Raw genomic sequence first — 13,026 nt, 5'->3', positions numbered from 1 at the left:
CATGCATGTTACCGATAACTGGCCCGACAGGTCAATCGTTGTTGCCGGGCCAATATTCGATAGGGTGCGGGCAGGATGGCCGCGACCTTCGATGATGAGGGCGTCGCACCGGCAGGAGACCCCTCAGGGCCGCCACGTCCGCCTGGCCCCCGGCGAATGGCAGATCGGGCGCGTGAAGCCCTGCCGTTACGACCGATCCGCCGCCAGGCGCGCCGGGTCGACCGGCGCATAGGTCGGCACCAGCAGATGGATGACGAGCAGCGCGACGAAATAGGCGCAGCCGGCGACCGCGAAGATCGGCCCATAGCCGCCGACACCGGCCAGGATCGTGCCGGCGAACTTCGCCATCATCATGCCGCCGACCGCGCCGGCCAGTCCGCCCAGGCCGATCACCGACCCGCCCATGCCGCGTGGAAACAGGTCGCCGGGGATGGCGAAGACATTGGCGGAAAAGCCCTGGTGACAGGCGCAGGCCAGCCCGATCGCCAGCACCGCCCACCACATGCCCGGGGCCTGCGCCGCGACGATGATCGGCAGCGCAAACAGCGCGCAGGTCGCCATCGCGGTCTTGCGTGCGCGGTTGGCGCTCCACCCGCGCCCCAGCAGGCGCGACGAATACCAGCCGCCCGCGATCGACCCCACGTCCGCCAGCACATAGACCGCGACCAAGGGCGGGCCGAAGTCCAGCATCTTTACGCCGTACTGCCGATTGAAGAAGTCGGGCAGCCAGAACAGGAAGGTCCACCAGATCGGGTCGATCAGGAAGCGGCCGGCCATATAGGCCCAGGTCTGGCGCAGGCGGAGCAATGTGCGCCAGCGGATCGGCCGGGCGGGGGGCGTCGGGTCCGCCTCGATCCAGGCGAGTTCGCCCGCCGTGATGCGGGGGTGCTGGCGCGGACTGCGATAGAAGCCGAGCCAGGCGACCAGCCACACCAGGGTCAGCGCGCCGGTCGCGACGAACGCCATCCGCCAGCCGAACGCGACCGCGATCGCCGGCACCACCAGCGGCGTCAGGATCGCGCCGACATTGGAGCCGGCGTTGAAGATGCCGATCGCCAGCGCGCGCTCGCGCTGCGGAAACCATTCGGAGGTCGCGGCGAGCGCGGCGGGAAACGCCCCCGCTTCCCCGGCGGCCAGCGGCAGCCGCGCCCAGATCATTCCGCCGGCGCTGGTGAACAGCGCATGGGCGACATGGCCGATCGTCCACAGCGTGACCGCCACCGCATAGCCGATCCGCGCGCCGACCCGGTCGACGAACCGCCCGAACAGCACATAGGCGATGCCGTAGGCGGCCTGGAAGGCGATGGCGAGATCGGCATAGCCCTGCTCGCTCCAGTCGTAGCGCGCCTGAAGCTCAGGCTTCAGCGTCGGCAGCACCAGCCGGTCGATATAGCTGAGCGCCACCGCCGCGAACAGCAGGGCGCAGACGATCCAGCGCACCCGGCCACGGGGTTTCTCCAGCGGAGCGGGGGTGGGGGCCAGGGTCTCGGTCATCCTCTCACCAGCTCCACAGCGTGCCGTCTTCCAGGCGGTTCACCGGCAGATAGGCGCGCCGATAGTCATAGCCGGCCGCCAGCGCCTCGTCGATGTCGACGCCCAGGCCGGGTGCCTCGCCGGGATGCATCGTGCCCTGCGTGAAGGAATAGGCGTGGGGGAAGACGGCGTCCGTCTCGGCGGTGTGGCGCATAAATTCCTGGATGCCGAAATTGGGCACCGACAGGTCGAAATGCAGCGCCGCGGCCATCGCCACCGGCGACAGGTCGGTCGCGCCGTGGCAGCCGGTGCGGACCTGATAGAGATCGGCCAGCGCGGCGATCCGGCGTAGATGCGTGAGGCCGCCGGCATGGGTCACGGTGGCGCGGACATAGTCGATCAGCTGGTTCTCGATCAGCCCCTTGGCGTCCCAGATCGAATTGAAGATCTCGCCCACCGCCAGCGGCGCGGTGGTGTGCTGGCGGATCAGGCGGAACGCATCCTGGTTCTCGGCCGGGGTCGCATCCTCCAGCCAGAAGGGGCGATAGGGCTCCAGGTCGCGGCCCAGTCGCCCCGCCTCGATCGGGGTCAGGCGATGGTGGATGTCGTGGAGCAGATGCACGTCCCAGCCCAGCGCCTCGCGCGCGGCGGCGAACAGCTCGGGCACGATGCGGAGATATCGGCTGGTCGACCAGATCGCCTCGGTCGGCAGATCGGAGTCGGCGGGCTCGTAAAATTCCGGGTCCTTGCTGACGCCGTAAGTGGCGGCCATGCCGGGCACCCCGCATTGCAGGCGGATCGCCTGATAGCCTTCGTCGCGGTAGCGGATCGCAGCGGCGATCGTGTCCTCGATCGACACGCCATTGGCATGGCCATAGACCATCACGCTGTCGCGTGCCGCGCCGCCCAGCAACTGGTAGACGGGCAGCCCGGCGATCTTGCCCTTGATGTCCCACAGCGCCATGTCGACCGCCGCGATCGCGGTCATCGTCACCGGGCCGCGCCGCCAATAGGCCCCCTTGTAGAGATATTGCCAGATATCCTCGATCCGGTGCGCGTCGCGGCCGATCAGGCAGGGGACGACATGGTCGGACAGATAGCTGGCGACGCTCAGCTCGCGACCGTTCAGCGTCGCGTCGCCGACCCCGGTGGTGCCGTCGTCGCAGATGATCTTGAGCGTGACGAAATTTCGCCCCGGACAGGTGATGATGACACGGGCATCGACGATCTTCGGCATGGAGCGTGGGTCCTGACGACAGGGAAGACGGTGCGTCGCCACGAACGGACGGCGCGGGAAAATAGCGTCCGGGGGAACAGGTCACGACCATGCGCCGGCCGCCGGCATGGCGACCGCATCCTCTCCCTCGAATGCTGTCATACAGCGCCAAGCATATTGGCCTGTCAACATGGACTCGACAGATTTCGCGCCGTTCGCGATGCTGGAGCATTGCGTGGGCCCGCGCCTGGGATACAGATTGATCATGGAAAAGTCCGACAAGCTCTATCGACGCGTGACCGACGGCATCCTCCAGCGGCTGGCCCAGGGCGAGTTCCCGGTCGGCAGCCGCCTGCCGACCGAGCGCGAGCTGGCGGAGACCTATACGATCAGCCGTACCACGGTGCGCGAAGCGATGGTCGCGCTGGAGATGATGGGCGTCGTCGAGATGCGCAAAGGCTCCGGCATCTATGTCGCCTCGCTGCGGATGCCGGGCGAGGGGGCGGAGACGCTGGACGTCGGTGCGTTCGAACTGCTGGAGGCGCGGCGCAGCGTCGAGGCGGAGGTCGCCGCACTGGCGGCGCTACGCATCGATGACGAGCGGCTGGACGAACTCGATGCTCTGGTCGCCACCATGGCCGATGCGGATGCCGATATCGCCGCGAGCGAGCGGGCGGATCGCGACTTCCACCTCGCCATCGCCGGGGCGACCGGCAATGGCGCCTTCCTGGCGGTGGTGACCGATTTGTGGGCGATGCGCGACCGGTGCGACCTGGCGCGGACGATCCACCAGCGCGCACGCGGCGGCGGCGAGATGCTGCGCGTCGCGGAACATCGCGCGATCGTTACGGCGCTCAGGGCGCGGGATGCGGAGGCGGCGCGGCTGGCGATGCGCCAGCATCTGGACGCGGTGCTGGAGCATCTGCTCGCCCGTACCGAAAGCGAGGAGATCGAGGCGGTGCGCCAGCGGAACGCGAACTTGCGGGAGCGCATCTTCGCCCGCACGCATACCGCCTGATCTGCGTTCTCCACATCAACCTAACAAAAGTTTCATTCGATTGGTCGCTTTGCGAGTGACTTTCTAGAAAGGTGAGCGATGATAATGCTTTAGGCGACCGCCTCCCCGATGGAGGAAGCAGTGCAACGATGACGGTGGTGGACCAGGATCTGCTCGGCGCGACCGGGCCCGCGCCGTCCGGCAACGATCTCTGCGTGCCCGCCATCGAGGACCATCCGGCGCTCGACGAAGGGACCAGCGGCTATAGCGCGGCGACCTCGGTCGGTGGCTTGGCCCGCATCCTCCATCAGCGAATATGCGGCTGTGCCTGAGCCCGCCGCCGTACCCACCTGGCTGCCGCAGGACAGTGCCATGGCGCGGCGCATCGCGGCGCGGGACTGGTCGGATACGGCGCTGGGGTCGCCGGATCGCTGGTCATCGACCATGCGGGGGGCGGTGGCGATGCTGCTCGACCAGTTGCGCCCCGCCTTGCTGCTGGTTTGCGCGGACCGGACGACCTTGTGCAACGATGCGTGGCATGACCGACGCGTGGGTGCGGCGGGGCGGTGGAATACGCATCCGCCGGCCGGATTGGACGCGCACCTGTCCGACGCCTGGGCGGGGGAGCCGGTCCGGATCGTCGCGGACGGGACGGCGTGGAGCGGCACGCCGATCCGGGACCTGCATGGGCGGGTCGAGGCGGTGTTGGCGACGGCGATGGCCGGCGCGGGGGAGGATGGCGGCGGCGCGAACCAGGGCAGCGACTGGCTGCATCTGGAGCGGCAGATCCGCGAGGGCGCCGCGGAATTGCAACAGAGCCGCGACCTGCTTCAGGCGACGATGGACAGTTCGCAGGACATGATCCAGGTCTTCGCCGCGATCCGCGACGATCGGGGCGCGATCGTCGACTTCCGCTGGCTACTCAACAACCACACGTCCGAACATCATTATGGCGAGGTGCGGGGCGAGAGCCTGCTTGAGCGCAACCCCGGCGTGGTGGAGATCGGCATCTTCGATGCCTTCCGTCGCGTCACCGAGACGGGCGTGCCCGAGCAGACCGAACGCTATTATGATCGCGAGCAGTTCGAGGGTTGGTATTACCAGTCGGTGGTGAAGCTGGGCGACGGCGTCGCCACCACCACCAAGGATATTTCCGCCTGGAAGGCGTCGCAGGCCGAGGTGCAGCACCTGCGCGACGTGATGGCGCAGGCGCGGATCGACGAAAGCGATGCCCGGCTGGCGGCGGTGTTCGAGGCGTTGCCGGTCGGGGTCCTGGTCACCGATGCCGAGGGGCGGACCATGCGGACCAATGACGAGATGGCCCGCTTCCTGCCGAACGGTCTAATGCCGTCGCGTGACGATGGCGCCGCGCCGCGCTGGCGGGCCTGGGCTGCGGATGGCGCGGCGGTGCCGGTGACCGACTATCCGGGCGCCCGGGCATTGCGCGGCGAACGCGTGATGCCGGGCATCGAGATGCTCTATACGGACGAGGACGGGCGCGAGATCTGGACGCGCGTGTCCGCCATGCCGATCCGAGACGGCGATGGCGCGGTGATCGGCCATGCCAGCGTCATCACCGATATCGACACGCTGAAGCGCAATGCCGAGGCGTTGCGCGCCAGCGAGGAACGCCTGCGCCAGTTCGGCGACGCCTCGCAGGACCTATTGTCGATCCGCGACGCGGCTTCGCTGCGATGGCGGTATCTGACGCCGGCGTTCGAGGCGATCCACGGTGTGTCGCGCGATGCGGCGATGGCGGGCCATCCGCTTCGCACCTGGCTGGCGCTGGTGGTGCCGGAGGACCGCCGTATGGTGGTCGCCGCGATCCGCCGCATCCGGGCCGGCGAGCCGGTGACTATCGACTATCGGGTATGTCGACCGAGCGACGGCGCGATTCGCTGGCTGCGCGACACCGGCTTCCCGATCCGCGACGGCGAGGGCCGTGTGGCGATGATCGGGGGCATCGGCAAGGACATCACCGACGCCAAGGCCGCGCAGGAGGCGCTGGAGAAGCACGAGGCGTTCCTGACCAGCGCGGTCGAGGTGGGCCGGCTGGGATTGTGGGACTGGGACATCCGCACCGACCGGGTGCGTTGGTCGGACGAACATTTCCGGCAGGGGGGATATCAGGTCGGCGAGGTGCTGCCGAGCTACCAGGCCTGGGTGGATTGCCTGCACCCCGACGAACTGGCGGGCGCCGAGGCAGAAGTGCGTGCCGCCATGGTGGAGGCGCGCGACTATGTCCGGGAGTACCGCGTCGTGCACCCGGACGGCAGCATCCACTGGTTGCATGGCCGCGGCCGCTTCTTCTACGACGATCATGGCGCGGCGATCCGGATGATCGGCGCCCTGGTCGACGTCACCGAGCGGCGCGAATGGGAGGAGCGGCAGAAGGCGCTGGTCAACGAGTTGCAGCATCGCACCCGCAACCTGATCGGCGTGGTCCGCTCCGTAGCGGACAAGACCGCCCGCACCAGTCGCGACCTGGCGGACTTCCACCTCCGCTATCTCGATCGGCTCGATGCGCTGGCGCGGATCCAGTCGCTGCTGTCACGGCTGGAGGACCAGGACCGGGTCACCTTCGACTCGCTGATCGCGACGGAACTGGCGGCGACGAACAGCGCGGCCGGGCAGGTGACGCTGGACGGACCGGGCGGCATCCGGCTCCGTTCCTCGACCGTGCAGATCCTGGCCATGGCGATCCACGAACTGGCGACGAACGCGGTCAAACATGGCGCGCTGGCGCAAGCCGATGGCCGGCTGGTGGTCCGTTGGCGGTTCGAGCCGGCAGAGGGGGATCGCGCGCCTTGGCTGCATGTCGACTGGCGGGAATCGGCGGTGACGATGCCGGGGGGCGACATGGGGCCGGACGGCGTCCGGGTGTCGGCCGGTTCCGGGCAGGGGCGCGAGTTGATCGAGCGAGCCTTGCCCTACCAGCTCCACGCCAGGACTTCGTTCAACCTGGGTCCGGACGGCGTCCACTGCACGATTTCCTTCCCGGTTTCGGCCAGCACGGGGCAGGGAGGCTGTCCGGGCTGACCGTCCGCCTTGCGGCGAGCGGTACATGGGCGTCGGTGCCGGGCGGCCGGCGCGATCGGTCGGATCATTTGTGCCTTATGCGCGTGGTGTCAGGCCGGCACCTTGCCGATCTCCCCGGCGATCCGCGCTATCAGTCGGTTCGACATGCCGAACATCACCGCCTTGTCGAGCACCGGAATGCCGGCATAAGCCGCTGGGATGGCGCTCTCGCTGTAGCCGGTCAGGAAGGCGATCGGTATCGCGCGGGCTCGCAACGCATCGACCAGTTCGAAGATCAGGATTCCGCCCAGATTGATGTCCAGCAGGGCGAAGTCGATCGTAGCGCCCCGGGCCAGCCATGCCGCCGCCTGCGCGACCGTCGCGAACGGCCCGGCGACTTCGGCTCCGGCCTGGCCCAGCTGGATGCGCAAATCGTCGGCGAGCAGATATTCGTCCTCCACCACCAGGATGTGCAGACCCGATAAAGATGGATCAATCATCGCTCAATTCCATCGCCTTGTCGGCCGCCGACGACCAGCGATGTGTCAAGATATGAAGCTGCATTAAAATGCAATTCATTTACAGTTGTTTAGTTTGATCGATATAGAAGCATCACCGGCTTGGATGAAAGGCGTGGTGACGATGATGTCGGTATCGACGCCGGAACAGAGGCCGGAAGATCAGGCCGGTGCGATTCGAACCGGCCGCGCAACGACATTGAAGAATGATACCTATACCCGCCATCGATTGATGAATCTGATCGCGATCGTGCGTTCGATCCTGCGGCGTACGCAGGACAACAGCCATTCGCTCGATGAATTCCTCGCGCATTTCGAGGGGCGCTTCACCGCGATCGCCCGCTATCAGGGGGTGATGTCGCAGGGCCAGGGACGATCGGTCGATCTGGAGGAGATCGTCCGCGACGAACTGGTGACCAGCCAATGCCTCGACACCGGCCGCTGTACGATCGTCGGGCCGCCCTGCTACATATGCGACGACAGCATCGAGGTGGTGGCGCTGGCCGTGCACGAGCTTGCCACCAACGCAGTCAAATATGGCGCGCTCAGCCAGTCGCGCGGCACGCTCCAGGTGCGCTGGACACGGGGCGAGGACGGCGCGCTCCACTTCGCCTGGAGCGAGGGCGGCGTGTCGATGGTCGCGGGCGCGCAACAGGTGCGCGGCTTCGGTCGCCACTATGTCGAGGAAGGCCTGGCCTATCAGCTCGGCGCGACGACCGCCTTCACCTATCGGCCAGGCGGCATATTGTGCGAGATGCACTTGCCCACACCCTGTTTCCGCATCGCTCCGTCGGCTGCGGAACAGGACGACGCTGCGGACTGACCCGACGCGGCCGCTGGATTCCGCCTGAAAAGCGCAAGCAGGTGTTGGCTTCCGGCCGCTGCTTTGATAGCGCACGTCCAGGGCCGGTTTAGCTCAGTTGGTAGAGCAATGCTTTTGTAAAGCGGAGGTCGCGGGTTCGAGTCCTGCAACCGGCACCACTCCCGGTCAAAGATGGGCACCGCGCCCTCTTTGACGGGAAGTCCGACAGAGACGCCATTTTCCAAGCTCGACACGGGGCCCGAGATGACTATCTCATGGTCCGACACGCTGACGTTCGAGACGAACATCTTGAGGTAGGACGAACGGAGCGAACTGTCGTCGCTTCGCATCTTCTTACGGAGCATGTCGCCGAAACGGTCGATCGTTTGCTCGTCGATCCGGCGCTTGCCCTTCACCAGTTGCGCTTCCAGCACATCGATCCGGCTTGATACCGCCGCCAGTGCCGCCCGGTTGGTCGCCATGCGGTCGACAAACGCCGGGTCTCTCGCGCTCATCGTCCCTTCTTCGATCAGGATCAGCAGATTACTGATCGCAGTGTTGAGCCGCGTCCGCTCCGAACGGCTTCGGGTAAGGTCCGCCTCACGTTCCGCCTGTCGACTTTGTGAGACATCGAGAACGCCCGCGAGCAATGTGCGCAACCGATCTCGCGCCAGCAACCTTGCCTCGATCGCATCCAGAACCAAGCTGTCCAGCTTTTCGCGCCGGATGCTCGGACAGGCGCAGGTGCCGCTACGGTTCACCCGGTCGTTGCAGACGTAGTAGGTATAGCGACCACCTTTCCCCGTGCGGATCGTCATGCCGCTCGAACAGCCGGGCATGCCGCAGCGGGCGACCCCGGTGAGTAGCGTGGTGCCGGCGGCGACATGCGGTGCCATCCGCCTGGGATTGCGCGTTGCCCGCATGGCGGCCACGCGATCGAACTGGTCCCGGGTAATGATCGGGGGACAGGTGACTGCGATAGCATCTTCCACGTCCGGGGTGATCCCATCGTCGTCGGCGGTACGATCGTGATAGACGCCGGTGTACACCTCGCGCGCCAAAATGCCGGCAACATTGCTGTTGGCGAACCTCGCACCGCGCAGGGTTCGCCCCGCTTCGTTCAACTGTTTGACGATCCAGCGCCCGCCGCGTCCGATGTCGGGCCCAATCGAAGATCTGGCGTACGATCGCCGCTTCGGCTTCGACGATCGCCAGCTTTCGCCGTTCCTTCTCGCCGTCCTGCCGGGCGACGTAGGTCTCGTAGCCGAACGGCACCGGGCCGCCATTGTAGAAGCCTTGCCGTGCATTCTCCCTGCGGCTCTTCCGGGTGAGAATCGCCGCATCGCGCGCCTGCTCCTCGTTCATCATCGCCGTGATCGTCCGGCCAATCCGCTGGCCACGGCCTTGCCCGAAATCCTCGGTAATCGAACGGACCTCGACACCTGCGTCGTCCAGCTTGCCCACTACGTCGAAGAACAGACGCATGTTTCTGGCCATGCGGCTGAACATGAACATCAAGACCAGATCGACCGGATGATCGGCTGCGGTAGCCTTTTGCACCAGCCGCTGAAATTCGGGACGCTTGTCGGTCTGACCGCTGAAGCCGGCGTCGGCAAACTCTTCGACGATTATAATGTCATGCTTGGCCGCGTAGGCGAGAATGGCACTACGCTGGGCATCGATGCTCTGGGGCGCACCGCCCTCCTTATCGACCGACAAGCGCATGTATGCGAAAGCCCTGGTCCCGCTGCGGTTGGCTTTTGCCAATTTTCCTGTCCCTATCTGTGTTCGAACAGTGAATCGAACTCACGGGCAAGTGCGTCGAGCACGAGCATGCACTCCTGCCGGGTGACGGCGGGTTGGCCAAGCGAAGGCGGCACGTCGAGGCAGCATCGAAGCTGCGCCTCGACGTTCGCTACCTCTCGTTGTTCGTGATCACTTTCGCCTGCCATCCACAACCGATGGCGGATCGCACAATTCCAAGCGTCAACTCAGCCAGCCAAAAAATTGGTTCCGCTCGCGCCCGTGTACGACGTCTCAACGGCACGACTTTATCTAGATTAGAAGACCCACTTTCGGTCACGTGGTCAGCCCGAGCCGCTTCTCGAAACCGGTCATCCGTTAATGCCGCAGGTCGCCCGCCAACGAGGCTGTAAGCCGACCGCTCGAAGCGGCTTGAAGTGGGATTGTTCAGCGGTTGCGGAGCGATATCCGGAACGGCAGGTTTGATCAAAAGCAGGCATTCAGCTGCTTCCTCATCAGCGCCGCAGAAACATGTAGACAAATAGCAGTTCGGAATCCACCGGCTGCGGAAGTTCACCCGAAAGAGATTACGACGGGAGCGGCAAAATCGATGCACGTGGCTATGCTCGACATGGGCAACCGAAAATATGGCGATGCCACCTATTGCAATATCGATGGCGTCAGCGTCCTTGTCGACGGCGGTCATAGGGGCGACGAGGTTTCGTCCGCTAGGATGCCCGCCTCCGTGCCCGATCAACTCAAGCTCCTGACGGGGCATGACGGTCCATATGCGTTCGATCTCATAGTCATCACGCACTGCCATTCAGACCATATTGGCTGCATTCCAGAACTGGTCGCCAATGGGACGATCACAGCCCGATGGGCGCTGTTCGCTGATGCGCGGATGGGCTTTGGCGTGCCCCTTGGTCAGGATTTCCCTAGCACACCATCAACTCAGGTCAGTCGCGTGGCTGCCGCACTTCGAGAAGAACCGCTTCCGGACTCGGCCGGCGATGATGAGATCGCATATCTGATCGACACCGCTGCCACCTTGCAAGAGCGCTACGCCGGGCTGATCGAGACCCTCCGTCGACAAGGGACCAAGGTCGTTCAATTCGGTCGCGATCCGCACTACTCGTTGGAGAAGGCCTTCGATGGCATCGGCTTCAAGATACTAGGACCGACTGTCGACCAACTCCTTATCTGTGCCTACCGGATCGAGCGAGATCGGTCACGGCGTTTGGCGGAGAGCAATGCTCTTCCGGACATGTCCAGCGAGGTGGCGCTCTATCGGGCCCTGGTCGCCCAGCGTGCTGCTGACGACGAGTCCATGGAGGATGGTGGTGTCGGCGCGGCCCTGAACAATCAAAGCATCCTGTTGAAGATCGGAACGGGGAATCGGTCCACTCTTCTTACCGGAGACATGCAGTTCGCCTCTCCCGGTATCGGTGGGCTCGCTCAGCGTATGGGACTGCTGCGCCAGACTGTCAGGAATGCAGGACCATACCGATTTGTTCGCCTCGCGCATCATGGCGCCTCAAACGGAACCGACGAAGCCTTTCTGAATGATTGCCAAGGCACCCAGTTCTTCGGCATCAGCACCGGCGCGGGCGATCCGTCGCATCCATCAAAGGTCGTGCTCGATCTTCTCGGATCACGCGCAGATGAGTTGCGATGGGCACGGACCGATCGCAACGGTCTGACCTCACTTCGCCTCGACGAGGAGTATCCCCAGTTTCAGATCGCCAAGGGCCTGTTGAACGACGTCGATCAAGCCAGGAAGCATGTGTCCAAAGCCGCTCCCCAGCTAGGAAGGGTGGGGAAGAGGGAGCCTCGCAACCGCCGCAACCCGACGAGTGCCGACGCCGCATCGCGCCTCGAGGGACTGCCGAGCCTGACCTTCGTGACGAACAGCGGGCGATTAAGGGATCGGATCGGTGATGGAGCAGATTTGGCGGTCGATCTGATACGGTCAGCACGACATGAGATCATCGACCTGCGCGAAGACCTTCCGCCTCACGACATTGCGCAGCTAGCCAAAGGGTCCAACGGGCTCGTCATTCTCGGCGGCTATGAGGTGATCCCCCCTAACTCGGTCGACACCTTGCCAAAGCGAGCGAGGGACGAATGGGTGGACGCGCGAGGTCGCGATCCCGACAACTGCGTTGTCTGGACTGACGACTTCTATGGCGATGTGAACGGATCGGGACTGGCCGAGCTACCCGTATCCAGGATTCCTGACGGCCGGGATCCCGACCTACTCATGCGCGCATTGGCAGCGCGACCTACCGGCACTTCGCCGGCATTTGGATTGAGAAACGTGCGACGGCCATTCGCGGACGCCATCTTCCAGGGTTTCGCAGGGAACGAAAAAATGCACCTGTCCGAGCCTACCCTCACCGGTAGCGTCGCGGCCGATTTGATCGATGCCGATCACGTCTATCTCATGCTGCATGGTCGATCGGACGATGGTACGACGTTCAGGGGAGAATTTCTCGAGGATCCGCTCGACGGTGGAGAGTGCGATGCCCTCTCTCTCAGCGACATTCCGGCTTCGACGGGAGCGCTTGTGTTCGCCGGATGCTGCTATGGTGCGCTTACGTGCCACGAGCCAGCCTGGCCCAAGCCGAAGGGCGCAATAACCGATCGGTTGGCGTCAGAATCTCTCGCCCTATCCTTTATCCGGGCCGGAGCACGCGCTTTCGTTGGCGTGACCGGGGTCCACTATTCGCCCCCCGAAGAACCGTATGATTCAGCCGGAGCGCCGTTCCATCGTTTCTTCTGGCAGCACGTCATGGCGGGCAAGGCTCCGGCCGTCGCGCTGATGCAAGCGAAAATCGATTATGTTTTTGCCATGTCCGACGTTGTAGGTAGAATGGGATTTGCGGATCATAAGACGTGGCGACAGTTCACCTGTCTTGGACTCGGCTGGTAGGCGCATGAGGGAAAGACCATGACGCGGAGCATTGACGAGATCGCACAGGAGGCCTTGCCCGGCTGGCAAGTGGTCAAGGGTGCCGAGCGGAGCCCGAAGCAGGGCCGTCCGAACGCGCAGTTCGGATCGCCAGATCTAGCCGAGCTGCGCCGGCGGTATCTTGGCGAGGCTGCTGCGGCAGACCTGGGCTTTGCCTCTGCCTCGAGCATGACAGCTGGCGATACCGAGTTCGTTGAGATGGTGCCGCCCGGGCAGAACAAGGAAGGTGAGCGCCGGGTCGTGATCATCACCAACGGCAAGGCGGTTGCCGTCCAAGGCTGATCA

Annotated in this window: 9 protein-coding genes, 1 tRNA gene and 2 pseudogenes; 7 read left to right on the top strand and 5 right to left on the bottom strand. The window is 64.9% G+C overall.

Annotated features, from left to right (window positions below):
• Positions 1-186 precede the first annotated feature (186 nt).
• Entirely contained in the window at positions 187-1,494 is a 1,308-nt protein-coding gene (locus QE452_RS08930) for an MFS transporter (RefSeq protein ID WP_309658631.1), read from the bottom strand.
• A 4-nt stretch (positions 1,495-1,498) separates the two neighbouring features.
• On the bottom strand, positions 1,499-2,710 hold the full coding sequence (gene manD / locus QE452_RS08925; RefSeq protein ID WP_309658632.1) for a D-mannonate dehydratase ManD: 1,212 nt from the start codon (positions 2,708-2,710) through the stop codon (positions 1,499-1,501).
• A 244-nt stretch (positions 2,711-2,954) separates the two neighbouring features.
• Between manD and QE452_RS08920 the strand changes: the two genes are divergently transcribed.
• From QE452_RS08920 to QE452_RS08910, 3 genes are all read left to right on the top strand, one after another.
• Positions 2,955-3,707, top strand: coding sequence for a FadR/GntR family transcriptional regulator (locus QE452_RS08920; protein ID WP_309658633.1), 753 nt, complete (start codon positions 2,955-2,957; stop codon positions 3,705-3,707).
• Between the two features lie 128 nt (positions 3,708-3,835).
• Positions 3,836-4,018, top strand: a complete 183-nt coding sequence (locus QE452_RS08915) for a hypothetical protein (protein ID WP_309658634.1) — start codon at positions 3,836-3,838, stop codon at positions 4,016-4,018.
• 40 nt (positions 4,019-4,058) lie between these two features.
• Complete coding sequence (locus QE452_RS08910) at positions 4,059-6,725, top strand: PAS domain-containing protein (RefSeq protein ID WP_309658635.1); 2,667 nt, start codon at positions 4,059-4,061, stop codon at positions 6,723-6,725.
• Between the two features lie 89 nt (positions 6,726-6,814).
• Here the strand turns inward: QE452_RS08910 and QE452_RS08905 are convergent, their stop codons facing one another.
• Complete coding sequence (locus QE452_RS08905) at positions 6,815-7,204, bottom strand: response regulator (RefSeq protein ID WP_309658636.1); 390 nt, start codon at positions 7,202-7,204, stop codon at positions 6,815-6,817.
• Between the two features lie 250 nt (positions 7,205-7,454).
• Here QE452_RS08905 and QE452_RS08900 point away from each other — a divergent pair, with 250 nt between their 5' ends.
• On the top strand, positions 7,455-8,045 hold the full coding sequence (locus tag QE452_RS08900; RefSeq protein ID WP_309658637.1) for a sensor histidine kinase: 591 nt from the start codon (positions 7,455-7,457) through the stop codon (positions 8,043-8,045).
• Positions 8,046-8,127: 82 nt separating this feature from the next.
• A tRNA-Thr gene (locus QE452_RS08895) sits at positions 8,128-8,203 on the top strand.
• A 567-nt stretch (positions 8,204-8,770) separates the two neighbouring features.
• Here QE452_RS08895 and QE452_RS19080 read toward each other — a convergent pair.
• Together QE452_RS19080 and QE452_RS19075 are read right to left on the bottom strand one after the other, a co-directional pair.
• Positions 8,771-9,310, bottom strand: a pseudogene (locus tag QE452_RS19080) (recombinase family protein); the annotation flags it as partial.
• A gap of 19 nt (positions 9,311-9,329) precedes the next feature.
• Positions 9,330-9,749: pseudogene (locus QE452_RS19075) on the bottom strand (recombinase family protein); the annotation flags it as partial.
• Positions 9,750-10,389: 640 nt separating this feature from the next.
• Between QE452_RS19075 and QE452_RS08885 the strand changes: the two are divergent.
• Together QE452_RS08885 and QE452_RS08880 are read left to right on the top strand one after the other, a co-directional pair.
• The gene (locus tag QE452_RS08885) at positions 10,390-12,702 is read left to right on the top strand and encodes an MBL fold metallo-hydrolase (protein WP_405052794.1); all 2,313 of its coding nucleotides are present in this window, start codon (positions 10,390-10,392) and stop codon (positions 12,700-12,702) included.
• An 18-nt stretch (positions 12,703-12,720) separates the two neighbouring features.
• A complete protein-coding gene (locus QE452_RS08880) occupies positions 12,721-13,023 on the top strand; it encodes a hypothetical protein (RefSeq protein ID WP_309729936.1) in 303 nt (100 codons plus the stop codon).
• Positions 13,024-13,026 lie beyond the last annotated feature (3 nt).

The organism is Sphingomonas sp. SORGH_AS_0438, assembly GCF_031453475.1.
Taxonomy (GTDB): domain Bacteria; phylum Pseudomonadota; class Alphaproteobacteria; order Sphingomonadales; family Sphingomonadaceae; genus Sphingomonas.
The sequence above is the reverse complement of the archived record's forward strand: the minus strand, read 5'-3'. Positions and strand labels throughout refer to the sequence as shown.